Here is a 23,405-nt window from a genome sequence, read left to right as displayed (position 1 = left end):
GTTCCACTGAGTCGAACGCCACGCTGGCCGGGCGCCGGGCCGCCCGGTGACAGTGGACAGGTCCATTCCCTTCGACCTTCCGGGACCGCCATGACCCCCTCCCCAGGAACCGACCGCATGCCGGCTCCGCCCTCCGCCGCGACGGACGATCCGGCTGTCGATGCGGCGTTCGTCCGACTCGACCACGCGGTACAGACCCGCACGCCCTGCCCGCCGGTGCGTGACCTCATCGGCAGCACCGACATCGAGCGTGCCTACGCGGTGCAGACGAAGCTGAACGCCGCACGCGCGGATGCCGGGGCTCGGGTGGTCGGTCGCAAGATCGGGCTCACGTCACCGGCGGTCCAGCGGCAACTCGGCGTGGACCGGCCCGACTTCGGCGTCCTGTTCGACGACATGCAGTACACCGAGGACGAACCGGTGCCCTTCCAGCGCCTGCTGCAACCGAAGGTCGAGGCGGAGATCGCCTTCGTGCTCGGGCAGGACCTCACCGACGGCCCACTCGACGACCGGCGTATCCGCGACAGCGTCGACTACGCCGTCGCCGCCCTCGAGATCGTCGACAGCCGGATCGCAGGGTGGGACATCACCTTCGGGGACACGGTCGCCGACAACGCCTCGTCCGGGCTGTTCGTCCTCGGCACCCGGCGCCGCCGGCTCGACGAGTTCGAACCGGTCGACACCGAGATGCAGATGCGTGTCGACGGCGCGGCGGTGTCCACCGGGAACGGCGCGGCCTGCCTGGGCGACCCGCTGCGGGCCCTGGCGTGGCTCGCCGACACCGCCCGCCGGTTCGGCGAACCGCTCCGCGCCGGGCAGATCGTCCTGTCCGGGGCCCTCGGGCCGATGGCGCCCGTCCACCCCGGCTCCACCGTCACCGCGGACATCACCGGACTCGGTTCGGTGACCGCGACCTTCACCCAGGAGGACAACGCATGAGCACCCCTAGAACACAGGTGGCCGTCATCGGCTCCGGCAACATCGGCACCGACCTGATGATCAAGGTGATCCGGAACTCGACCAACCTCGAGATGGGCGCCATGGTCGGCATCGACCCCGACTCGGACGGCCTGGCCCGCGCCCGCCGGCTGGGTGTCCCCACCACCGCCGACGGCGTGGCGGGCCTGATCGGCCTGCCGAACTTCGACGAGATCGGCGTCGTGTTCGACGCGACGTCGGCGCAGGCGCACCGGGCCAACGCCCGGGCGCTCGAACCCTACGGCAAGCGGCTGATCGACCTCACCCCCGCAGCGATCGGCCCCTTCGTCGTTCCGGCCGTCAACCTCGACGCCCACCGGAACGCCCCGAACGTCAACATGGTCACCTGCGGTGGGCAGGCAACCATTCCCGTCGTGGCGGCGGTCTCGCGCGTCACGCCCGTCGCCTACGCCGAGATCGTCGCGTCCATCGCGTCGAAGTCCGCCGGACCCGGCACCCGCGCGAACATCGACGAGTTCACCGAGACGACGGCGCACGCGATCGAGTCGGTCGGCGGGGCGGCCCGGGGCAAGGCGGTGATCGTTCTGAACCCGGCCGAGCCGCCGCTGATCATGCGGGACACCGTGTTCTGCCTGATCTCCGAGCCGAGCGCGGTCGTGCACGACGCCGTCCGGGAGTCGATCGAGCGGATGGTCGCCGACGTCGCCGCCTACGTGCCGGGTTACCGGCTCAAGCAGCAGGTGCAGATCACCCCGGTCCCGCAGGGGCAACCGGTGCATACCCTGCTCGCCGACGGCGCCCCGGCCACCCCCACCCACCAGGTGTCGGTGTTCCTCGAGGTCGAGGGTGCCGCCCATTACCTGCCCGCGTACGCGGGCAATCTCGACATCATGACCTCGGCGGCCCTGCGGTTCGCGGAGGCCGCCGCCGAGACGGACACCGCCCGCGCGGCAGAACTGGAGGCCACCCGATGACGACCGAACTGTTCATCCAGGACGTCACGCTGCGGGACGGGATGCACGCCGTTCGGCACCGCATCACCCCGGAGGACGTGGGCCGTATCGTGGCCGCGCTGGACGCGGCCGGTGTCGACGCCATCGAGGTCGCCCACGGCGACGGCCTGGCCGGCGGCAGCCTCAACTACGGACCGGGCAGCCACACCGACTGGGAGTGGATCGAGGCCGCGGCCGCGAACGTGTCCCGGGCGCGCCTGACCACCCTGCTGCTGCCCGGGATCGGCACGATCCGCGAGCTCGAGCACGCCTACCGGCTCGGGGTCCGCTCGGTGCGCGTGGCCACGCACTGCACCGAGGCGGACGTCTCGGCCCAGCACATCGCCACGGCCCGCGAGCTGGGCATGGACGTCTCCGGGTTCCTCATGATGAGCCACATGGCACCGCCCGCCGAGCTGGCGCGGCAGGCGAAACTGATGGAGTCGTACGGCGCGCACTGCGTCTACGTCACCGACTCCGGCGGTCGGCTGACCATGGACGGGGTACGCGAGCGGGTGCGGGCCTACCGGGACGTGCTCGACCCGGGCACCGAGCTCGGGATCCACGCCCACGAGAATCTGTCGTTGTCGGTGGCGAACTCCGTGGTCGCCGTCGAGGAAGGGGTCACCCGCGTCGACGCCTCCCTGGCCGGGCACGGCGCCGGCGCCGGCAACTGCCCGCTCGAGGCGTTCGTCGCCGTCGCCGACCTGCAGGGCTGGACCCACGGCAGCGACCTGTTCGCGCTGCAGGACGCGGCCGACGACCTGGTCCGGCCGCTTCAGGACCGGCCCGTGCGGGTGGACCGGGAGACCCTCACCCTCGGCTACGCCGGCGTGTACTCCTCGTTCCTCCGGCACGCGGAGGCCGCGTCCGAGCGCTACGGCATCGACGTGCGCACCCTCCTGCTCGAGGTCGGGCGGCGCGCGCTCGTCGGCGGGCAGGAGGACATGATCGTCGACATCGCCCTCGACCTGCTGGGGGAACGTGCCGGCAGCCCGGCGTGACCCGGGGTCCGCACACGCGCCGGGGCGAGTCTGTCGCGAACGACAGACCCGCCCCGGTTCCCTGTGCCGGCGCCCGTCAGACGGCGCCGGTCCGCTTGGGTGTTCCCCAGCTGCTGACATCCACGACCGTTCCCGTCACGGTCGCGGAGTCGTCACGGCACGCGAGGTAGAGGTAGGCGCCGACGTAGTCGTCGGGTTCCACCTCGATCTGCAGCGCGCCGTTGTCGCGCACCACCTGCCGGATCGGAATGGCATCGGCCACGGAGCGGTCGGCGAGCCCCATCGCGCCGGGCCCGCGCAGGTCGGTGGCCATGCCGCCGGGGGCGACCGCGTTGACCCGGACCTCCGGGGCGAGTTCGTACGCGAGCTGTCGCACGAGTCCCACACCGGCGTGCTTGGACGAGACATACAGCGGGCCACCGCCGCCCGGGAAGAACGCCGCGTTGGACAGGGTGAAGATCATGCTGCCGCGGGAGGACTTCAGGTGCGGCGCTGCGGCCTTCGCGCCGAGCAGATAGCCCTTCACGTTGACGGAGAACAGCTCGTCGAACCCGGTCCCGAGTTCGTCCGGCGACGCGTCGAGCAGCGACCGGCCGAAGTCCCAGACCCCGGCGTTGCCGACGAAGGTGTCGAGGGCACCGAACTCGCGCACGGCGAGATCGGCCGCCTCCTGGTTGTCGGCGAACGAGGTGACGTCGCCCGCCAGGGTGCGCACGCCGGTGCCGAACGCCTCGCGCAGTGCGCTGAGCTTCGGCTCCGACCGGTCGAGCACGGTCACGCGAGCGCCGTCCTCGACGAACCGTCTGACCAGGGCGTGGCCGAGCCCGGATCCGCCGCCGGTCACGAGAACCGACCTTCCGTCAAGCCGTCCCACTGCGGGCTCCTTCCTTCAGTTCGTACGCGCCGGGAAGACCGACGTGGATCTCGCCGCCCTCGATCCGGACCGGGTGTGTGCGGACCGCGGTCGTCGCGGGCGGACTCAGGGGCCGGCCGGTTCGGAGACAGAACTTCGCCAGGTGGAGCGGGCACTCCACGACGCAGTCCTCGATCCATCCGTCGGCGAGGGAGTAGGTCTCGTGCGTACAGGTGTCGTCGACGCAGAAGTACTCCCCGTTCGACCTGAACACCGACACCGGCGGACGCGAGTCGAGCCGCACCGCGTCGTCGTCGTCGAGGTCGCCGACCGCGCAGACCCGAACCCACCGCGTGTTCTCACTGGATGTTTCAGCCGTCATCGTCGGATACCTCACAGGAAGATGCTGATGCTGGGGGCGAGGATCGTGGTCTGCTCGAGGACGATCCGGCGCTCGCGGATCTTGAAGGGCAGGGCGCCGCCGTGGTGGCGCAGCACATCGAAGCGCTCGCCGACGAACCAGTCCTCGTGCCGCTCGAGGCGGCTGCGGTAGACGCTGAAGTTGCACACCACGTCGAGATCACCGTCCTCGCGGTGCGCGACGCGGACGTTGGTCAGCAACCGCCGGGTGCGCGAGGGGGGCTCCTCCGACCAGGACAGGCCCGAGGTGAGCCGCCGGACCCGGCCCCGCAGGAAGTGGAAGTCGTCGTCGATGAACGCCCCCTCGTCCGGGCCGGAGATCTCGGCGTCGCGTTCGCGGAACGTGCGGGTCATGCGGGTGGGCGCCCAGTAGTGCACGTCCTCCCCGAAGAAGTCGAGCCAGTCGTGGTAGCGGTGGTTGTCGAGGTGTTCCGCCTCGGCGTACAGGAACTGCTCGACCGCGTGCTGCAGATGCACGTCGGCGCGCCGGACGGACGCGGGCGACCCCTCGGTGCTGCGGGTGTCGGTGGTCATCGGTTCTCTCCTGCGTGTTCGGAGCGCGTCGCCTCGTCGGCCCGGCGGAGGATCTCGTCCCACGGCAGGCCGTCGACGAGATCCAGCCACCGCTGGTAGAACCCCCGGGCGGCGGTTTCGCTGTAGACGTCGTTGGACAGACCCGGAAGGCCGTGACTGTCTCGTTCCTCGAATCCCATCCCCATCTGGACGTTCAACTCCGTGCTGCGCGACTTCCACCCGCGCAGCACCTGCTGAACCTCGGTCCAGTTCTCGCCGTCGTCGGTCTCGAAGACCCCGGCCGGGCTGAAGGAGCGCTGGGTGCCGCGCCGCATGCCCGCCTTCGCCTCCGGCGAGGCGTCCTTCGGCACGAAGGTCCATGCCCACACCTCGATCTGGCCGGGCCCGCGCGGATGCCACACCCGCATCGTGTTCACGGGCCCGAGCCAGGAGAAGTTCGGGAAGATCAGATTGTGTCCCCAGACCTTGACGGCGCGGTCGGCGCCGATCCGGCGGAAGACTTCGTCGCGGTTGGCTGTCTGCCACGCGCTGTACTCGGGACCTGCGTGCAGGTCGGGGCCGAATTCGGGGAGCCAGAAGCTGCCCGATCCGTGGCCGTTGCCGGCGAACTGCCGGCCCGGCGCGTCGGGCGGCGGATTGAGCAGGCCGTGGAAGGCCGGATCCTCGTGCAGGGCCAGCATCGCCGACGAATGCGAGATCGCCGCGTGATACATGTCGCTGGCGAACTGCTCCGCCGGCAGCTTCCAGTTGCAGTCGATGACCCACTTCGCGGCGCCCTTGACGAACTCGACACCGTTGTCCCATCGATCGATGGTCGCGTCGAAGTAGTAGGCCATCTCGCCCAGATACTCGGCGAAGTCGGGCACGTCCTCCGACCAGGTGCCGAAGTGGAAGCCCCGGTAGCTCGCGATGCGGGGGACCTTCGTGGCGCCCCAGGAGGACTTGTCGATCCGGTCACGGTATCCGCGTTGCTGCTGCGGCACGTTGATCAGGTTGCCCTCGAGGTCGTACGACCAGCCGTGGTAGGTGCAGGTGAACGCGCGGCTGGTGCCTTCGTCCGAGCGGCAGATCCGCATTCCTCGATGCCGGCACTGATTGAGGAACGCCTTCACCGAGCCGTCTCGCTGGCGCACGACCAGAACCGGATCCTCCCCCATGTAGGTCTGGACGAACGACCCGGGTTTCGGCAACTGACTGTCGTGCGCGAGGAAGAGCCAGGTGCGGCCGAACACCCGCTCGAGCTCCAGTTCGTAGATGTCCGGGTCGGTGTAGACGGTGGGGTTGAGCCGGCCGCCGGCGGGGTCGACCAGTGCATGGATGTCATTCATCGTCGGCTCCCACCGCGACGGCGCTGGGGACGTCGGCGAGAACCTGGTGGCCCCACGTGCTGGCCGACCGGTAGTGGCCGACGGTCCACGAGTCGTCGTCCACGAGTCTGCCGTTCCACCCGTACTCGATGGCGAATCCGGACGGTGTGGCCAGGTAGAACGAGGTCATCGCGTCGTTGGTGTGTTCCCCCAGGGCACGCACGACCTGTCCGGGCGTCTCCATCGCCAGGTCGAGCGCACGCCCGACGGAGTCGAGGCGGCTGAGCTCGAGCATCAGATGGCCGATCCCCGGCCCGGGGCCCGGAATGGTGGCGAGGGCCACGGTGTGATGACGCGGATTGCAGTGCAGGAAGACCGCGTTCGTGGGTCCGAAGGCGATGGTGTCGCTGGGGCGGAAGCCCAGCATCGACTGGTAGAACTCGGCGGATCCCTGCGCGTCGGACGCGAAGAGGAACACGTGCCCGAGGCCGAGATCGCCGGTCACGAAGTCGATTCCTCGCGGTGAGACGAACGGCGTGTGGTCGTGCGGATGGCCGAACACGACTTCGATCGAGTTGCCGTCGGGATCCGCGAAGGCGATGAGCCGCTGCACGTTCCGCGCGCGTGCCAGATCGGCGTCCTCGGAGACGGGGACCGAGTTCTCGTCCAGTCGGCGCACGAGCGCGTCGAGGTCCGCACTGGTCCGTGTCTCGAACCCGAGGGCGAGCAGGGCGTCCTCGCCGGCGGGACCGTCCTCGACCGTCAGCCGGTACTCGCGCTCGTCGAACCGGAAGCGGGCCTCGGTGGGGTCGTCGGACGGGGCGAGTTGGGCTCCGACGATGCGCGTGCCGAACTCCCTCCACTCGTCGACGGGGCCGCGCACCCGCAGGTATGCAAGAGCATTCACAGTGCTCACGGGACTTCCTTTCCTTGACATCTCAGATTCGGCCGCGCAGGAACAGCGTGCTGAGCTGGACGAATCGGTCGGCCTGTTCGATCTGCGCCCAGTGACCGCAGTGCGGCACAACGTGCAGGCGTGCGTTGGGGATTCGCCGGGCGAGCCATTCGCTGCTCTCGGCGGGAACCACGGAGTCCTCGCGGCCGTGGACGAGCAGGACGTCGTTGTCGATCCGCCGCAGCGACGTCTCCGGGACCCGCAGGCCGGGCAGACCGGGTCCGGGCCCGGGAAGCCCGAAGGTGAGGAGGTGGGATCGGCGCACGTCGGGCCGCAGCGCCGTCTCGAGCCGATCCCGGGCGATCGCGTCGATCTCGGCGCCGAACAGGTCCGGGTCGTAGAGCATGTACGAGATCAGCTGCTTCATGCTCTCGAGCGTGGGGTCGTTGTAGAACTCGATGAGCTTGAGCAGTTCCCCGGTCGGAGCGGTGTTCCCGCCGCCGCCGGCGCCCATGCCGACGACCTTCCCGATCCGCTCCGGCGCGGCGGTCAGCATGTTCAGGGCGACGACCCCGCCCAGGGAGTTCCCCACGAGGTGCACCCGGTCCAGACCGAGGGCGTCGAGCAGTGCCAGGTTGCTCAGCACGAGCTGCCGGACACGTCCGCTCGGGGGGAGCTCGGCGGGGTGGCTCGAGTCGCCCCAGCCCACCTGGTCGATCACGAGGCAGTCGTAGTCGTCCGCGAATGCCGGAACGGTCGCGGCGTAGTTCGACAGGCCGGTCGCGCCGGGTCCCGATCCGTGCAGGAACAGGATCGCCTCCCCGGTGCGCGGGCCTGCCCGGTTGAGGCGGATGCGGAAGCCGCCGGCCTCCACGTCGGAGGTCTCCATCGTCGTCGTCATCGTCGTCCTCTCTGCGTGCGGTGGGGCACAGGCTTCGACGCGGTCCGGGGTGCGCGGCAGCCGCGCCCCGGCCCGGCCGGATGTGGATGGGAAGAATGGTCCGGTCTGTCGCGGATCACCCGGCGACATCGGCGGCGCGCGGGGCGCCCGAACGACCGAGTTGCCGGGCCACCCGGCGCAGGTCGGTACCCGCGGACCGCAGAACCTCGTCCGGGACCGCACTTCTGTTCTCCGCCAGGATTTTTGCCGACCGCACGTCGCGCGGCTCGTCCAGGGCGGCTGCGGCGGCGACACGTCCGTCGCGCACCCAGAAGGCCACGAATCCCGGTTCGGTGGTGGACTCCCGGACGACCACCCGGTCGCCGGGCCGGCCGCGCCCGTACATCTGCAGGGTGTGCGCGTACTGGTGCGACCAGAAGTAGGGGATCTCACGATTGACGGTGGCCGTGCCGGCCATCGAGGCCCCGACGGCCGCACCGTGCCGGCGGGCCACGTCCCAGTGCTCGATGCGCCCCCGGCGGCCCAGGTGGGGATTGACGTGCGCCGCGACGTCTCCGGCCGCCCAGATCCAGTCGCTGCTGCGGCCCAGGTCGTCGACCGTGATGCCGTCGGCGCAGGCTGTGCCCGCCTGCCTCGCCAGCGCGTCGTTGGGGACGACACCGCATCCGACGACGACGGTTGCCGCGTCCAGCCGCTCCCCGGTCGACAGCCGCACCGCCTCCACGGCGGACGAGCCCACGAACGCGTCGACCGTCCGGCGCGTCAGGATGCGCACCCCCCGTTCCGTGTGGAGCCGGCAGATGCGCCGGGCGATGTCCGGGCCGACGGCCGCCAGAAGCGGAAGATCGCCGAGTTCGACGACGGTGACGTCGATTCCGCGGTCCGCCGCGGATGCGGCGACCTCGAGGCCGACGAAGCCGCCGCCCACCACGACGAGCGGTCCCCCCGCGCTCAGCCGGGCGGCCAGGGCCGCGGCGTCGTCCGCATCCCGCAGCGTGAGGATGTTCCCGAGATCGGCCCCGGGGACGTCCAGCCGTCGTGCCGACACACCGGTGGCAAGCAGCACCCGGTCCGCGGCCAGCGCGTCCCCGTCGGCTGTGTCGATCCGCCGGTCCGCCGGTCGCAACCGGCGCACCCCGACACCGAGGCGTAACTCGATGTCCAGACGCCGGTACTCCGTCTCGGCCACGATTTCCCGCAGCCTGCGGTCGGCGAGGTACTCCTTCGACAGCGGCGGGCGTTCGTAGGGGGTGTGGGGGTCGGCGTCGACGACGGTGATTCGGCCGGCGAAGCCGTTGTCTCTCATCGCCGATGCCGCGGCCAGGCCGGCAGCGCCGGCTCCGACGACGACGTGGTGCTCGATACGGGTCAAAGTGCCATCTCCTTCACGGAGCGGTTGGGATGTGCCCCACTCCGCAGGCATGTTGTACGGGTCACAGTAGGTCCGGGCGGACACCGCCGTCCATCGATTGTTCCGTGCGCCGGAACTCCGCCCGCGAGGACGGCGTGAAGCGTTATGTAGCTTCGTTTTTCCAAGCCCTGGACGCACGGATCCGCCGGAGCGCGGCCGTGGCCGGGCGTATGCTCACCGCATGCCTGTCGAACGATCCGGGCGCGCTCAGTACACCGACATCCTGACGGCTCTTCGCGACATCGTCGCGGCCGACAGCGCCGACGCCGTGCTGCGCGCCGCACTCACCTCGGCCCGCGCCACCGCGCGAGCCGACGCGGCGTTCTGGATGGACGCCCACGCGGACGGTCTCCGCATGGTGGCCGGGTCCGGTCTGAGTCAGCCCGAAGCCCATGCGCTGAGCCACATACCGCCCGACCGGGGGCTCGGGGGCCAGGTGCTGCGCAGCGGCGGGCCGGTGTCGACACCCGACTACGGCGCGGATCCCCGGGCGATCCCCCGGATGCGGCAGCTGCTGGAACGGGAGGGACTGGTCTCGGCGGCGGCGGTGCCCGTCAGCGGCGCCGGACACATCGACTCCGTGCTGTATGTGGTCTCGCGCGCACGCCGGCCGTTCGAGTCGGCGGAGCTGCGCGCGCTGGCCGGACTCGCCTCGATGGCCGGGGAACTGCGCGGGCGGGCCGCGGAACGAGCGCGGGTCGCGCAGTCCCTGCGGACGCTCGAGGACGACCGCGAGCGGACCCGCGCCGAGCGCGAGCTGTTCCTGGCCGCGGCCGAATCGATGCTCACCGGCGCCGGCGTCGACCACTGTCTCGAACTCGCCGGCGACACGCTGGGCGGGTCGCTGCACCTCGACGGGCCGAACGCCGGTCCCGCACAGCCGACCGTCGACGGGCGCCGCACGACGGTGTGCGTGCGGCAGTTCCGCGTCCCCGGGACGGGCGACGCGACGCTGACCCTGCGGGGCGCCGCGGCCACCGGGGACGACTCGGTGCGCGTGCTGGCGGCTCTGGTCGGGATGGACCTGGCGCGGCACCGTGCCGCCCTCGAAGCGGAGATCCGCCTGACCGATCACCTGGTGCGCAGTCTGCTGGACGGGTCGAAGGACGAGCTGCGCCGGCTGTGGCATCGGGCGCTGCTGGTCGGGCTCGACCTCGGCGTCCCGCGCGCGGTCGTCGCCGTGGGAGGTGACCGGCCCGTGGATCGGGCACTGCTCGACACGCTGAGCCGACGGGTGCGCTCTCGGGTCCCCGACGCGCAGCTGACCACGTTCGAGGGCGACGCGTTCGTGCTGTGGCCGCTACGCGGCGACGCGGAATCATCTGCCCTCGCAACGCACCTCGCGACGATCATCGAGGAGTGCCGCCCCCACGCGCTCGGCGCCGGCATCGGGCCGGTCTGCCGCCGGGCCGAGGACTATCCGGCGGCCGTGCGGGAGGCGCGTTTCGCGCTGCGCGTGGGCGTCCACGGACTGCGCGAACGCACCGTCGTCACCGTCGAGTCGCTCGGAATGTACCGCCTCTTCGCGCACGTCGGCGGGGTCGACGCCGTGGCGGCCGCGGCGGAGGAAACGTTGGCCCCCGTGCTCCGCGCGGACAGTCGCGACGGCTCCGACCTGCTGCACACACTGCAGACGTATCTGGAGAAGGACCGGCGCGCGGCGGAAACGGCCCGGGCACTGCACGTGCACGTGAACACGTTGCGCTACCGCATCGAACGTGTCGGCAAGTTGCTCCGCGTCGATCTCGACGACCCGGATGCGCGCTTCTTCCTGCTGCTCGCGCTGCGGCTGAGCACCGTCGTGGGACGCCGGGACGGCCACTGACGCGGGCCGCGCGACCGTACCCCCCAACCTTACTGGCGGGCGCCGCGGTCGGCGCCCTGGACGACGATGTCGGCGCGCAGCATCCGGTAGAGGGCGCCGATCTTGCGTTCGAGGTACGCGGCGTCCCCCCCGGATTCGATGACGGCACCGCGCACGAAGGTCACGCTGGTCAGCGCGAGTTCGACCGCGAGCGCGCGCGGGTCTCCCACTCCGCTCTCCCGCGCGAACGGTTCGACGACCGCCACCAGCTGGTCGCGGGCGTAGTCGGTGGCCGTGGCCACCACGGCGGCGAGCTCCGGGTCGGCCGCCCCGTGCCATACGATGTCCGCCTCGAGCTGGAAGTACGAGATGTGCTCGGCGATGGTCGCCGCCGCGGCCGACCAGTACGCGCGCATCGTCTCCTCGGAGGAACCGGAAATATCCACCGCCCTGGGCAGATTGGCGAAGAACCTGCGACTGCCCCGCTCGATCACCGCGGCGAGCAGGCCGGACTTGCTCTTGAAGTGATGGTAGATCGACCCGACGGGCAGCCCCGATGCACGCCGGATGTCCGCGATGGACGTCCGGTGGTAACCCCGAGCGGCCATCAACTGCTCCGCGACGTTCATCAGGTACTCGCGACTGCTCTGCGACGTCGCCTCCGCGCTGGACATGGATGCGGTCCCCCCTCCCTCGACTCGTCTATGCGGATGCGTAGCGCGCCCCGAGCGACCGGCCGATCGCGGCCGACGCCTCCCGCAGCGGCGAGACGAGTTGCTCGCCGCTGCCGTACCCGCTCGGGAACGCCACCGAGATCGCCGCGATCGCCTCGCCGCCCACCAGAACGGGAACCGCTATGCACGCCAAGCCTTTCGCCGCCTCCTCACGGTCGATCGCGTGCCCGCGGAGGCGGACGCCCTCGAGGCAGGCGTGCAGGTCGTCCGGACGCACGATCGTCGCGGGCGTTCGCGGGACGAGGGGGTGCGATCGCGACCCGTCGGGGTCCACCGGGGTGTGAGCGAGCAGCGCCTTGCCGACCGCCGTGGCATGAGCCGGCAACCTGCCGCCCACCGAGGCGGGGGTCGGGGTTGCACCGCCGGTCGTCTTCGCCAGATAGACCACGTCGTGTCCGCGCAGCACGGCAAGATTCACGGTCTGCCTGGTGGCCCGGTGGATTCGTTCGAGGAACGGCAGCGCGGCATCGCGCAGTTCGACCTCGGCGGAGCAGATCCCCACCGAGAACAGCCGCAGCCCCACCTGATAGCGGTCGTCGATGCGCTCGACGGCGCCCACCTCCTGCAGCATGGCCAGGAGGCGGTGCGTCGTGGACTTGGGCAACCCACTTCCGCGCGCAAGTTCGCTCAACGTCATCGACCGCCGGGACTGGGTGAACACGCCCAGGATCTCGAAGGCCCGGCCGAGCAACGATGCGGACGTCGCACGATCGTCCGGCGCCGAGACTGTGCGGCACCTCAGTCCGGGGCGGGGATCTTCTGCCATAGAAACGCCTCCAAGCTGGCTAGAACGATCGTTCCAACGAGGCTAGCGACCGGCCGGCACCCTGTCAACGGAGCACGCCCGCCCGCCTCCTGCGCCGCCTCGCCGGGCCCACCGCCTCGGGTCGATCCGCACAACACCCGGCCCGATCACTGGGCGAATCGTCCATTGAGCACCGACCCGGGTCCGGCAACAGTCGAAGCCATGACCTCCGAATCCCCCGCTCCCCCGGACCCGACCTCGGCGTCACGAAGTCATGTCGTGGTCGTCGGCGCCGGCCCCGTCGGACTCGTCGCCGCCCTCGCCGCGCACTCGCACGGTCTCCGGGCGACCGTCCTCGAGGCCGAGGGCAGCGACCGCCTCCGCGCCGGAAGCCGCGCGACCTACCTCTACCGCGAGACGCTGGACCAGCTCGACACCTTCTCCCCCGGCCTGGGCGCGCGACTCGCCCGCGAGGGCGTGACCTGGCCGCGCATCCGTTCGACGTACCACGGCCGCACCGTGTACGAACGGACCTTCCCGCGCGCACCCCACGGCGCGTTCGGCTCGAGCATCTCGCAGCGACTGCAGGAGCGGGCGATGCTCGAGCACGTCGAGGCGGCCGGGATTCCGATCCGGTGGAACACCCGGGTCGGCAGCGTGTCGTCCACCGCGGACGGGGTCGCGGTCCACCTCGTCGACGGCAGCACAATCGACACGGACTACGTCGTCGCCGCCGACGGTGCGCACTCCGCGGTACGCACGTCACTGGGAATCGAGATGGAAGGCCCCCGTTCCGACGCGTCCTTCGTCATCGTGGACGTCGACGAGGTGGCCGACGGCCCGCTGCCCCTCGTACGGGAGTTCCACTACCGGCACCCGGCCGTCGAGGGACGCAACGTCCTCGTCCTGCCCTTCCGGGGTGGGTGGCGTCTCGACCTGCAGGCGCGCCGAGACGACGACGTCGAGGCCCTCCAGTCGGCCGACGGCACCGCCGCCTGGGTCGCGGCCGTCCTCGGCGAACGCTACCGCGACCGCATCGCGTGGGTCTCGCGCTACCGATTCCATCGGGCGGTCGCCGCGCGATTCACCGACCCGCACAACCGTGTGTTCCTCGCGGGTGAAGCGGCGCACCTGTTCGCACCGTTCGGCGGCGGACGCGGGTTGAACTCCGGAGTGCGCGACGCGCAAGCCGCGATCGAGGCGTTCGCCGCCGCAGCGCGCGACGGCGGGGACGCCGCCGCTCGGGAACAGGTCGGTGCGGCCGGCGAGACACGCCGCCGCGCGGGGCATTTCAACGCCGACGCGGCCGGTGGCGCGCTCGCCCAGATGGAGGCGAACACCGTGCTCGACCGGGCCGCACAATGGGGCGCGGCGTTCGCCGCGCGCTGGTGGAGCCGGCCGGGAATGTGGCTGGACAGCCGGGTGACATCCGGTTCCGCCGAACGCTTCTCACCGTCCACCCGCTTCTGACCACCACCGCACGCCGAGGACCATCATGATCGATCAACCGCACCCCGACCCCGGCACACCGAGCACCAGCCTCTGGGACGTGTTCGCCGGTCGCGCCGCCGCCCACCCCGATCGCGAGGCCGTCGTGCACGGTCCGTTCCGCTGCACCTACGGCGAACTGCGCGAGCAGGCCGAACGCACCGCCGCCGGTCTCGAGGCGCTGGGGGTGCGCGCCGGCGACCGGGTCGGCATGCTCTCGTACCCGCGCCCCGAAGTCGTCGCCGTCTATCTCGCGTGCGCCCGGCTGGGCGCGATCTTCCTCGGGATCGGGACGCGGGTGAACGACAAGGAACTGGACTACATCCTCACGGACGCCACACCCTCCGTCCTCGTCACCGTGGACCGATTCGAAGGCACGCAGTTCGGTGCCCTCGTCGATCGGGCCGCGGAACGCCACGACATTCGTGCCGTCGTCCATCTCGGTGACGAGCCGGGCGGGCCCTTGCCCTTCGAGGTGGCTCCCGCACGATCCGTCGTGCGGCCCGTCGATCCCGACGCCCCGCTGTCGATCGTCTACACGTCCGGGACGACGGGGGACCCGAAGGGCGCTGTCGTGACCCATCGCGGCATCCTCACCTTCTCCGCGCTCCTGCGCCACACCCCCGTCGAGGCGCCACGAATCCTGTCGCTCATGCCGATCGACCACATCGGCGGTCAGGGCAACGAGATCGTGTCCGCGATTCTGTCCGGCGGCACCCTCGTCCAGCTGCCGCGCTTCGACGCCGGCGCCGCGCTCACCGCGATCGAGCAGGAGAAGGTCACCCTCTGGCAGGGAGTCATCCAGACCATGCTCAACAGGCTCATGGCACACGATCGGTTCGAGACCGCGGACCTCGGCTCGCTCGAGCGGTTGTGGTGGGTCGGACCGTTGCCGGTGAGCCTGGCCGAACGCCTCGCCGCCCGCATCCCCGTCGTCGGCGCCTCCTACGGCATGACGGAGGTCGGGTGCATCACCATGACCGATCGGGACATCACTCCTGCGGATGCGACCCGCACCGTCGGCAAGCCGCTCGACGACGTCGACATCCGGATCGAACCGATCCCGGGGCACCACACCGGCGAACCCGGCGAGATCCTCGTACGCCGAAACCCGTTGATGCAAGGGTATTGGCGCAAGCCCGAGAAGACCGCCGAGGCGATCACGCCGACGGGCTGGCTGCGCACCGGCGATCTCGGGTACTTCGACGACTCGGGAAACCTTGTCCTGGCTGGACGTTCGAAACTGCTCATCCGCTCCGGCGGCTACAACATCTCGCCGATGGAGATCGAGCAGATCGTCGAGAATCACCCCGGCATCCAGCTCGCCGCCGTGGCCGCCGTGCCGGATCCCGACCTCGGCGAGGCCGCCCACATGCTTGCGATCCCGGCGCCCGGGCACGCCCCGACCGAGGACGACGTGAAGAAGTTCCTTCGCGAGCGTCTCAGCTCCTACAAGATCCCCAAGAGCGTGCGGTTCTGCGACCGGATCCCGCTGCTCGCCAACTCCAAGCTCGACCGCCGGGGCGTGCAACAGATGCTCGACCCGAGAGCCGATACGCCCGCCCCCGTCCCGTCCCAGGAGGAACGATGATCGTCTTCGACAGCACCGCCGACCTCACCGACCACGTCGGCACGCACCTGGGCTCCAGTCCGTGGGTGACGATGGACCACCAGCACATCCGCGGATTCGGTGAAGCCACCCACGACTTCAACTGGATCCACTTCGACGCCGAGCGCGCCGCGGCCTCCCCGTTCGGCTCGATCATCGCGCACGGGTACCACACGTTGGCGCTGATCGGCGGGCTCATCCAGCAGACCATCGATACCTCCTTCTGCTCCGTCGGACTCAACTACGGCCTCGACCGAGTTCGCTTCCCCGCCGCGGTTCCGGTCGACTCGCGGGTGCGGCTGGACCTGCACCTGACCGACACCGTGCCCTTCGACGGTGGTGTCGATGCCGTCTACCGGTGCGTCATCGAGATCGAGGACGGCGACAAACCCGCCTGCGTCGCCGAGGTGATCTTCCGCTACTACGACTGACACCCACCTTCCGCCCCCTGCCTTCGGAGTACCCATGCCTGTCTTCCACGACGGTCTCGACGAGACCGTTCCTCCCCCCGGCCCGGTCGTCGAAACCGACGTCGTCGTCGTCGGATCCGGCCCCGCCGGGGCGTCGGCCGCGCTGTTCCTGTCCACCCTCGGCATCGACAACATCATGATCACCAAGTACCGGTGGACCGCCAACACGCCGCGCGCCCACATCACCAATCAGCGGACAATGGAGATCTTCCGTGACGTGGGCATCGAACAGCAGGTCCTTGCGGAAGCGTCCCCCCACGACATCATGGGCGACACCGTGTTCTGCACCGCCCTGGCCGGTGAGGAACTCGGGCGGATCCTGTCGTGGGGAACCCACCCCGCCCGCGAGGCCGACTACGTGCTCGCTTCGCCGTCCCTCAACTGCGACATCCCGCAGACGCACCTCGAGCCGATCCTCGTGAAGAACGCCACGGTCCGCGGTACGCAGACGCGGTTCTCGACCGAGTACCTCTCCCATTCCGAGGACGCCGACGGGGTCACCGTCCGGGTTCTCGATCGGCTCGACGGCCGCGAGTTCGACATCCGCGCCAGGTATCTGATCGGGGCGGACGGCGCCCGCTCCACGATCGCAAACGCCCTCCGGCTGCCGTTCGAGGGCCGGATGGACATTGCCGGTTCGATGAACATCACGTTCCGCGCCGACCTCACCGACCTCGTCGCGCACCGCCCCTCGGTGCTGTACTGGGTGGTGCAGCCCGGCTCGGATGTCGGCGGCATCGGCGCCGGACTCGTCCGCATGGTGCGCCCCTGGAACGAGTGGCTCGCCGTGTGGGGTTACGACATCGAACTGCCGGCACCGGAGATGAACGACGATCGCGCCCGGGAGATCGTCCGCACCATGATCGGTCGCGACGACATCGACGTCGAGATCACGGGCTACTCGCTGTGGGGCAACAACGAGATGTACGCCACGCACATGCAGACCCGACGGGTCTTCATCGCCGGCGACGCCGCCCACCGGCACCCGCCGAGCAACGGCCTCGGCTCCAACACCTCCATCCAGGACTCCTACAACCTCGCCTGGAAGATCGCCGCCGTGCTGGAAGGACGCGCCGGTCCGGGACTGCTCGAGACCTACTCGGTCGAACGTGTCCCCGTCGCCGAGCAGATCGTCAAGCGGGCCAACAAGTCCAGTCGCGAGTTCGTGGGAATCTTCGAAGCCCTCGGCACGACCCGGGCGACGACGGTCGAACACATGCAGGCCGAACTCGCCGAACTCCGGGCCGACACACCCGAGGGCGCCGCCAAGAGGCAGGCGCTCGCGGCGGCGATGGAACTGAAGAACTACGAGTTCAACGCCCTCGGCGTGGAACTCGGGCAGAACTACGCCGGCTCCCCCGCGGTGGTCGAGGACGGGAGCGCCCCGCCCGTCCCCACCCGGGATCCGGAACTGCACTACGAGCCGCACACGTATCCCGGCGTGCGCCTGCCGCATTGCTGGGTGGGTGATTCGACGAGCAGGATGTCGACGCACGATCTGGCGCAGTACACGCAGTTCACGCTCTTCACCGGCAAGACCGGCCGGGCGTGGGCCGGCGCGGCGGCGAAGGTCTCGGAGGAGCTCGGCGTGGACGTGGTCCCGATCGTGATCGGAGCCGGCGAGCTGGTGCAGGACCTGTACTTCGACTGGGGCAGGCTGCGGGAGGTGGCGGAGGACGGGGCGGTCCTGGTCCGGCCGGACACCCACATCGGATGGCGCGCACACCGCATGACGGACGACCCGGTGAGCGCACTGCGCGACGCCATGCTCCGCATCCTGCACCGGCAGGCGTGACCGATGGGACTGTCGTTCACCCACGAAACCCGTCCGCAGCGCGTGGTGTTCGAAGCCGGAGGTGCACGCCGTCACCTCGCGGCCGAGATCGACCGGCTCGGCGCCGCGCGGGTCATGCTCGTGGCATCGGCGGCGGAAGGCGCCCTCGCCGACCGCGTCGTCGGGGACCTGCCGGTCGTTCGGCACTGGTCGGAGGTCCACCCGCACGTCCCCGTCGAGGTGGCGCGACGGGCACGGCGGGCCGCACTCGACGCCGAGGCCGACGCCCTCGTCAGTATCGGCGGCGGGTCGGCCGTCGGCCTGGCCAAGGCCGTCGCGATGACCACCGCCCTGCCGATCGTGGCCGTGCCGACGACCTACGCCGGCTCGGAAGCGACCGACGTGTGGGGGCTGACCGACAACGGCGTGAAGACCACCGGCGCCGACGGCGCGGTCCTGCCCACCTCGGTCGTCTACGACTCCGAACTGACCGTCGGCCTGCCGGTCGACCTGAGCGTCGCCAGCGGCCTGAACGCGCTCGCCCACTGCGTCGACTCGCTGTGGGCCCCGCGCGCCGATCCGATCAACGCCGCGCTCTGCCTCGAGGGCGCCCGCGCTCTCGCCACCGGCCTGCCGGAGGTGGTCGCGGACCCGGACGGAATCGACGGCCGCGACCGCTGCCTGTACGGCGCGTACCTCGCCGCCGTGGGGTTCGCGTCGGCCGGCGCGGGCATGCACCACAAGATCTGCCACGTCCTCGGTGGCGCATACGGTCTGCCGCATGCGCAGACCCACGCCGTCGTGCTGCCTCACGTGCTGGCCCTCAACGCCGCGTCGCTCGGCACGCTCGGCCGGCGCCTCGCCGTCGCGCTGGGGTCCCCGACCCCGACGGATCCCGGTGCGGCCCCCGCTGCGCTCGACGAACTACGGCGGCGCCTGGACGCCCCGACGTCCCTCGCCGAGCTGGGGATGCGCGAGGCGGACCTGCCCGACGCGGTGCAGCGCTGCCTTGCCGCCGTTCCCGACACCGATCCCATGCCCGTCACGCCGCAGAACCTGGCCGAGCTGCTCTACGCGGCGTGGTCGGGTCGGCAGACCCGGAGGACTCCGTGACCATCCCATCCGATCACCAACCGCTCCAGCCGCCCGCCCGTTCGGTCGACCCGGCGCCCTCCGTATCGCCCGAACAGGCACGACGCGAGCAGGATCTCGTCGACCGGGTCGTCGCGTCGTTCGACGACACCGAGTCGCCGCGCCTGCGTCAGCTCATGCAGGCACTCGTCCGGCATCTGCACACGTACGTGCGCGAGGTTCGGCTCACCGAACAGGAATGGAGTACCGCGGTCGCCTTCCTCACCGAGTGCGGACACGTCACCGACGACAAGCGCCAGGAGTTCGTCCTCCTGTCGGACGTCCTCGGGGTCTCGATGCAGACCATCGCCGTCGGCAACGAGACCGTCGGCGACGCCACCGCGGCGACCGTGTTCGGGCCGTTCTTCGTCGACGGGTCACCGCGCATCGAATCCGGCGGCGACCTGACGTTCGGCGCGAAGGGCCAACCGTGCCGAGTGCAGGGCACCGTCCGCGACCTCACCGGCCGGCCTGTGCCGGGGGCGCGCATCGAGGTGTGGGAGGCCGATGAGGACGGACTGTACGACGTGCAGTACCGCGACGATCGCGTCGCGGCGCGCGCCCACCTGTTCACCGGCGACGACGGCCGGTACAGCTTCTGGGGGCTGACCCCCACCCCCTACCCGATTCCGCACGACGGACCGGTCGGGCGGCTGCTCGAAGCCGCCGGACGCTCACCGATACGCGCGTCCCACCTGCACTTCATGGTGTCCGCGCCGGGGCTTCGAACGCTCGTCACTCACATCTTCGTCGACGGCTGCGACTACCTCGACCGCGACAGCGTGTTCGGTGTCGAGGACTCGCTCGTCAAGGACTTCGTCCGGCACTCGGCTCAGGAGCCACCGCCGGACGGACGCGATGTCGCGGGGCGCAGCTGGGCGAGCGTCGACTTCGACATCGTGCTCGCGCCCGCCGAGTGGCGGGCCTCCCGGGTGCATCCGTCTGCTAGACGCGGACGGTGACGTCCGGGTTCTCGGGGATACGGATCCCGGCCTCGGCGAGACGCTGCGCGGCGTCCTCCGCGGTGGACGGCCGCCCGGCGGTCGCGTAGCTGCCGGTCGGCACCACCGAGTGCACGATGGTGTCCGGGTAGACGTGCACGAGGTTGAAGCCCTGGGCACCGTCGTGGCCGCGCTGGCACCCGGCCGGAACGTTGAGGTCCTGGGTGTAGCACGTCGAGGAGGCCACGGAAACGGGGATGTCGGCGAACGTCGCGGTCGTGGTGTAGTGCAGGTGCCCGGCGAGGATGGTGCGCACGTCGGTGTCGCGCAGCACCTCGGCGAGGCCGGCCTGGTCGCGCAGTTCGACGAGCACGGCCTGGTCGAACACGCTGGGCACCGGCGGGTGATGCATGGCGAGGATGGTGCCGAAGGGCGCCGACGTCTCGAGTTCCTGCGCCAGCCAGTTCAGCTGTTCCTGCGAGACCTCGCCGTGGTGGAAGCCGGGCACCGAGGTGTCGAGGGTGATGATGCGCAGGCCGTTGACGTGGTAGACGCGGTCGATCGGGCCGGTGGACGGCGCCTGATCGAGCAGCAGTTCCCGGAAGGTGGCGCGGTCGTCGTGGTTGCCCATGGCCCACACGATCTGCGCGCCGAGCGCCTGCGCGACGGGTTCGACGAGACCGCGCAGCTTCGCATAGGCGTCCGGCTGGCCGCGATCGGCGAGGTCGCCGGTGAACACGAGCGCATCGGGCTGCACCCCGGAGGCGCGGATGTCGGCGAGGATCTGCTGCACCCGGGCGTCGGCGTCGACCGTTCCGTAGAGCAACTCGTCGCCGCCGACGAGGTGGGTGTCGGTGATGTGCAGCAGGGTGTGCGACGGCCTCGGGTATTCGGCTATTCGCTCGGCCCCACGAGGGCTGCCCATGATCTCTCGCTTCCGTTCGCCGACGTGCTCAGGGGCACACGTCGAGTATGACGATAGTCGAACGGATTCGGGTTGCCCTCGGACACCCCGGAGTCGACGCGACGGCGAACGGGACGCGAACCTCGGGTGGCGTCACGCCAGGTGCGTCCCCAACGGCGTCGATTCCGGCTGGTCGAGCCGCCAGAACGTGCCACCGTCGCAGGTCTCGGTGTCGCCGCTGAGGTAGCTCGCAACAGCGACGGCGGCGGTGGTCGGGTCGGGGAACCGCCGACCTTCCATGGGGCCGGCCGTGATCTCGAGGGTCCCGGTGGTGGGATCGAACCGTCCCTTGACGCGGTAGCCGTCCCGGTCGGCCACCACCGACAGCCGCGGATCCTCGACGACCTCGGGTTCGGCCGACCCGCGCGCCTCGCCGGCGCTCGCCTTCCGTGCGCGGTTGCGGGCGAGCCGCTCCTGTTCGGCCTCGGCCGCGTCGTCGTCGGTGTAGCGGGTGGTGTCCTTGGCGGGTGTCAGGCCGAGCAGATCCCAGCAGTCCTTGCCGTGGGCGACGCTGCTGAGGGGGATGGCGTGGCTTCCCGTGTGCGTCCGGCCGGGGCCGTCGGACATCCAGATGTCGACCTCGGCGGCGATGCCCGCCGCGACCTCGTCGGACGGCAGGACGAAGTACTCCGCCGGGTCGCTTCCCAGATCGACGAACACCCAGAACTGCGACCCGGTGTCGTCGGTGTCGGGCAGGGCGTCCTGCCGGCGGGCCTGCCAGTCCCCGTCGATCCTGGTGCGGACACGGACGATGCAGCTGCTCCCGTCGACGCCCCACACCTGGACCGGGTTGCGCGGCAGGTGCTCGAGCTTCTCGGCGCGGCCTCCGCGCTGGATGACCTCGGAGATGAAGGCCTGGATCCCTCGACCGGCAGTGTCGTGCACTCGACTGCGTCCATTCCTGTGCTGCGCCCCGTACGCATCGGTGAGCTGTGTTGCGACGGGGTCCCGCGCCACGACTCGAGTTTCTGTACTCCAGAGTACGGGCAGGGGTTCGGCGGTAGCGGGCCGCCTCGGCCTCCGGCGGGTCGGGCCGGGTGCCGAGGCGACCTACAGCCTCCGCCGGCGAGGGGTAATTTCGCTGTCATGAGCACCACGTGGCAGGACCCGAAGGCTGTGAGCCTGATGCTCGACGACTGCGCCACCTGGGCGGTGGTCGGGCTCTCGGGCAACCCGGACCGCACCGCGTACCGGATCGCGCGGCTGCTCCAGGAGCGCGGCAAGCGGATCGTCCCCGTTCATCCGAGTGCGCCGATGGTGCTCGGCGAGCAGGGTTACGCATCCCTCGCGGACGTGCCGTTCCCGGTCGACGTCGTCGACGTGTTCCGCCGCTCGGAGTCGGCGGGCGAGTTCGCCGACCAGGCCGTCGCGATCGGCGCGAAGGGCGTGTGGTTCCAGCTCGGGGTGATCGACGAGGACGCGTTCGCGCGCACCACCGAGGCCGGGGTGGCGATGGTCATGGACACGTGCCCGGCGATCGAGTGGAACAAGCGGCGCGGCTGATGCTTGAAGGTGCGGTGCGTCCTTTGGGCTGCCCTGGCCGCCCAAAGGACGCACCGCTGCGGCGGTCGTCAGGTCGGACCGCCGGCGAGTGCCGTCGCGACGGCGCCGCCGAGCGCGACGTTGCCCCGGTAGACCTCGACGTTGACGTCGAGGCTGCGGCCGCCGGTGGCGCGGTGGAAGTGGTCGAGCAGGAACGGCGTCGTGTCCTTGCCGGCGACCCCGGCGCCCGCGGCCCGCTCCTCCGCCTCGTGCAGCACCCGCGCATGCAGTCCGGGGTCGAGCTGTGCGTCCTCCGGGACCGGATTCGCAAGCAGGACAGCGGTTTTCAGGCCGAGTGCGTCCCGGGCGCGGACCAGCTCGGCGACCTCGGCCGGGGAGTCGACGGAGTATTCGAGCGGGCAACCGCTGTCGCGGATGTAGAAGCCGGGGAAGCTCCGGGTGCGGTAGCCGACGACCGGAATGCTCAGCGTCTCGAGCCGCTCCAGCGTGGCCGGGATGTCGAGGATCGACTTGACGCCGGCGCTGACGACGAGGATCGGCACGGTGGACAGGGCGACCAGGTCGGCGGATTCGTCGAAGGTGCTCTGTGCGCCGCGGTGCACGCCCCCGAGCCCACCCGTCGCGAAGACCCCGACACCGGCGCGGTGCGCGAGCAGGGCCGTCGCCGCGACGGTGGTGCCGCCGGACAGCCGTCGCGCGACGGCGATCGGCAGGTCGCGCACGCTCAGCTTCGTCACGGTCTGCGACGTCGCGAGCTCGGTGATCTCGTCCGCGGACAGCCCGACGGTGGGGACGCCGCGGAGCACGCCGACGGTGGCGGGGACGACGTCCGCCGCCCGCAATCGCGCCTCCGCCTCGAGCGCCACCTCGAGGTTGCGCGGACGCGGCAGGCCGTGGGTGAAGATCGTCGATTCCAGGGCCACCACCGGGCGGCGGGCCGCGACGGCGGCGCGCACCTCGTCGGATATCCGGCTCACCGGGTCCAT

23 protein-coding genes are annotated in these 23,405 nt (G+C 70.7%); 11 read left to right on the top strand and 12 right to left on the bottom strand.

Annotated features, from left to right (window positions below; translation table 11 throughout):
- The first annotated feature begins 117 nt into the window (after positions 1–117).
- The 3 genes from LZP97_RS03535 to dmpG are packed head-to-tail and all read left to right on the top strand — an operon-like array spanning position 118 to position 2,935.
- Positions 118–939, top strand: a complete 822-nt coding sequence (locus LZP97_RS03535) for a 2-keto-4-pentenoate hydratase (RefSeq protein ID WP_040275753.1) — start codon at positions 118–120, stop codon at positions 937–939.
- A complete protein-coding gene (locus LZP97_RS03530) occupies positions 936–1,913 on the top strand; it encodes an acetaldehyde dehydrogenase (acetylating) (protein ID WP_040275751.1) in 978 nt (325 codons plus the stop codon). The genes LZP97_RS03535 and LZP97_RS03530 overlap by 4 nt, the downstream gene beginning before the upstream one ends.
- Entirely contained in the window at positions 1,910–2,935 is a 1,026-nt protein-coding gene (gene dmpG, locus LZP97_RS03525) for a 4-hydroxy-2-oxovalerate aldolase (RefSeq protein WP_010592299.1), read from the top strand. The genes LZP97_RS03530 and dmpG overlap by 4 nt, the downstream gene beginning before the upstream one ends.
- Before the next feature lie 76 nt (positions 2,936–3,011).
- On the opposite strand, the gene hcaB is transcribed toward dmpG, so the two are convergent.
- The 7 genes from hcaB to LZP97_RS03490 all read right to left on the bottom strand — a co-directional run bounded on the left by hcaB (position 3,012) and on the right by LZP97_RS03490 (position 9,217).
- Positions 3,012–3,809 (bottom strand): 3-(cis-5,6-dihydroxycyclohexa-1,3-dien-1-yl)propanoate dehydrogenase, encoded by a 798-nt coding sequence (hcaB, locus tag LZP97_RS03520; protein WP_234574964.1) that lies wholly within the window; start codon positions 3,807–3,809, stop codon positions 3,012–3,014.
- Positions 3,796–4,170 (bottom strand): bifunctional 3-phenylpropionate/cinnamic acid dioxygenase ferredoxin subunit, encoded by a 375-nt coding sequence (locus LZP97_RS03515; RefSeq protein ID WP_010592301.1) that lies wholly within the window; start codon positions 4,168–4,170, stop codon positions 3,796–3,798. Before LZP97_RS03515 ends, hcaB begins: the two co-directional genes overlap by 14 nt.
- 11 nt (positions 4,171–4,181) lie before the next feature.
- Entirely contained in the window at positions 4,182–4,742 is a 561-nt protein-coding gene (locus LZP97_RS03510) for an aromatic-ring-hydroxylating dioxygenase subunit beta (RefSeq protein WP_010592302.1), read from the bottom strand.
- Positions 4,739–6,070, bottom strand: a complete 1,332-nt coding sequence (locus LZP97_RS03505; protein ID WP_010592303.1) for an aromatic ring-hydroxylating oxygenase subunit alpha — start codon at positions 6,068–6,070, stop codon at positions 4,739–4,741. The genes LZP97_RS03510 and LZP97_RS03505 overlap by 4 nt, the downstream gene beginning before the upstream one ends.
- Positions 6,063–6,965, bottom strand: coding sequence for a VOC family protein (locus LZP97_RS03500; RefSeq protein ID WP_234420174.1), 903 nt, complete (start codon positions 6,963–6,965; stop codon positions 6,063–6,065). The genes LZP97_RS03505 and LZP97_RS03500 overlap by 8 nt, the downstream gene beginning before the upstream one ends.
- 22 nt (positions 6,966–6,987) lie before the next feature.
- Positions 6,988–7,845: an alpha/beta fold hydrolase gene (locus LZP97_RS03495; protein ID WP_040275733.1), complete on the bottom strand. Its 858-nt coding sequence runs from the start codon at positions 7,843–7,845 to the stop codon at positions 6,988–6,990.
- A gap of 115 nt (positions 7,846–7,960) precedes the next feature.
- The gene (locus LZP97_RS03490) at positions 7,961–9,217 is read right to left on the bottom strand and encodes an NAD(P)/FAD-dependent oxidoreductase (RefSeq protein ID WP_040275731.1); all 1,257 of its coding nucleotides are present in this window, start codon (positions 9,215–9,217) and stop codon (positions 7,961–7,963) included.
- Positions 9,218–9,437: 220 nt separating this feature from the next.
- Between LZP97_RS03490 and LZP97_RS03485 the strand changes: the two genes are divergently transcribed.
- Positions 9,438–11,081, top strand: coding sequence for a helix-turn-helix domain-containing protein (locus LZP97_RS03485; RefSeq protein WP_040275724.1), 1,644 nt, complete (start codon positions 9,438–9,440; stop codon positions 11,079–11,081).
- A gap of 29 nt (positions 11,082–11,110) precedes the next feature.
- Here LZP97_RS03485 and LZP97_RS03480 read toward each other — a convergent pair whose 3' ends face one another.
- Positions 11,111–11,734 carry a TetR/AcrR family transcriptional regulator gene (locus LZP97_RS03480; RefSeq protein ID WP_010592308.1) on the bottom strand — a complete coding sequence of 208 codons (624 nt, stop codon included), beginning with the start codon at positions 11,732–11,734 and terminating at the stop codon, positions 11,111–11,113.
- Between the two features lie 28 nt (positions 11,735–11,762).
- On the bottom strand, positions 11,763–12,560 hold the full coding sequence (locus LZP97_RS03475) for an IclR family transcriptional regulator (RefSeq protein WP_225223460.1): 798 nt from the start codon (positions 12,558–12,560) through the stop codon (positions 11,763–11,765).
- A 201-nt stretch (positions 12,561–12,761) separates the two neighbouring features.
- Between LZP97_RS03475 and LZP97_RS03470 the strand changes: the two genes are divergently transcribed.
- Genes LZP97_RS03470 through LZP97_RS03445 form a run of 6 tightly spaced genes read left to right on the top strand, consistent with a single transcriptional unit; the run spans position 12,762 to position 19,973 of the window.
- Positions 12,762–14,009 (top strand): FAD-dependent monooxygenase, encoded by a 1,248-nt coding sequence (locus tag LZP97_RS03470; protein ID WP_230831756.1) that lies wholly within the window; start codon positions 12,762–12,764, stop codon positions 14,007–14,009.
- 25 nt (positions 14,010–14,034) lie between these two features.
- Positions 14,035–15,618: a class I adenylate-forming enzyme family protein gene (locus LZP97_RS03465; RefSeq protein ID WP_040275718.1), complete on the top strand. Its 1,584-nt coding sequence runs from the start codon at positions 14,035–14,037 to the stop codon at positions 15,616–15,618.
- Positions 15,615–16,067, top strand: coding sequence for a MaoC family dehydratase (locus tag LZP97_RS03460; protein ID WP_010592312.1), 453 nt, complete (start codon positions 15,615–15,617; stop codon positions 16,065–16,067). The genes LZP97_RS03465 and LZP97_RS03460 overlap by 4 nt, the downstream gene beginning before the upstream one ends.
- A gap of 34 nt (positions 16,068–16,101) precedes the next feature.
- Positions 16,102–17,901 carry an FAD-dependent oxidoreductase gene (locus LZP97_RS03455; RefSeq protein ID WP_040275717.1) on the top strand — a complete coding sequence of 600 codons (1,800 nt, stop codon included), beginning with the start codon at positions 16,102–16,104 and terminating at the stop codon, positions 17,899–17,901.
- Between the two features lie 3 nt (positions 17,902–17,904).
- Positions 17,905–18,993, top strand: a complete 1,089-nt coding sequence (locus tag LZP97_RS03450) for a maleylacetate reductase (protein WP_040275714.1) — start codon at positions 17,905–17,907, stop codon at positions 18,991–18,993.
- Entirely contained in the window at positions 18,990–19,973 is a 984-nt protein-coding gene (locus LZP97_RS03445) for a dioxygenase family protein (protein ID WP_372462628.1), read from the top strand. The genes LZP97_RS03450 and LZP97_RS03445 overlap by 4 nt, the downstream gene beginning before the upstream one ends.
- Here the strand turns inward: LZP97_RS03445 and LZP97_RS03440 are convergent.
- Both LZP97_RS03440 and LZP97_RS03435 read right to left on the bottom strand, forming a co-directional pair.
- The gene (locus LZP97_RS03440; protein ID WP_010592316.1) at positions 19,957–20,877 is read right to left on the bottom strand and encodes a phosphodiesterase; all 921 of its coding nucleotides are present in this window, start codon (positions 20,875–20,877) and stop codon (positions 19,957–19,959) included. The two genes, LZP97_RS03445 and LZP97_RS03440, sit on opposite strands and share 17 nt — an antisense overlap.
- 132 nt (positions 20,878–21,009) lie before the next feature.
- A complete protein-coding gene (locus tag LZP97_RS03435; RefSeq protein ID WP_010592317.1) occupies positions 21,010–21,801 on the bottom strand; it encodes a hypothetical protein in 792 nt (263 codons plus the stop codon).
- A 201-nt stretch (positions 21,802–22,002) separates the two neighbouring features.
- On the opposite strand from LZP97_RS03435, the gene LZP97_RS03430 reads away from it, so the two are divergent.
- Positions 22,003–22,419, top strand: a complete 417-nt coding sequence (locus tag LZP97_RS03430) for a CoA-binding protein (RefSeq protein WP_040275710.1) — start codon at positions 22,003–22,005, stop codon at positions 22,417–22,419.
- Positions 22,420–22,487: 68 nt separating this feature from the next.
- Here the strand turns inward: LZP97_RS03430 and LZP97_RS03425 are convergent, their stop codons facing one another.
- Positions 22,488–23,405, bottom strand: coding sequence for a pseudouridine-5'-phosphate glycosidase (locus tag LZP97_RS03425; protein WP_048773049.1), 918 nt, complete (start codon positions 23,403–23,405; stop codon positions 22,488–22,490).

Origin of the sequence: Rhodococcus sp. DMF-1, assembly GCF_021441945.1 — a bacterium.
In the GTDB taxonomy this organism is placed as follows: Bacteria; Actinomycetota; Actinomycetes; order Mycobacteriales; family Mycobacteriaceae; genus Rhodococcus; species Rhodococcus ruber.
Note: the sequence above shows the minus strand (reverse complement) of the source record. Positions and strands in the feature narration are given on the sequence as shown.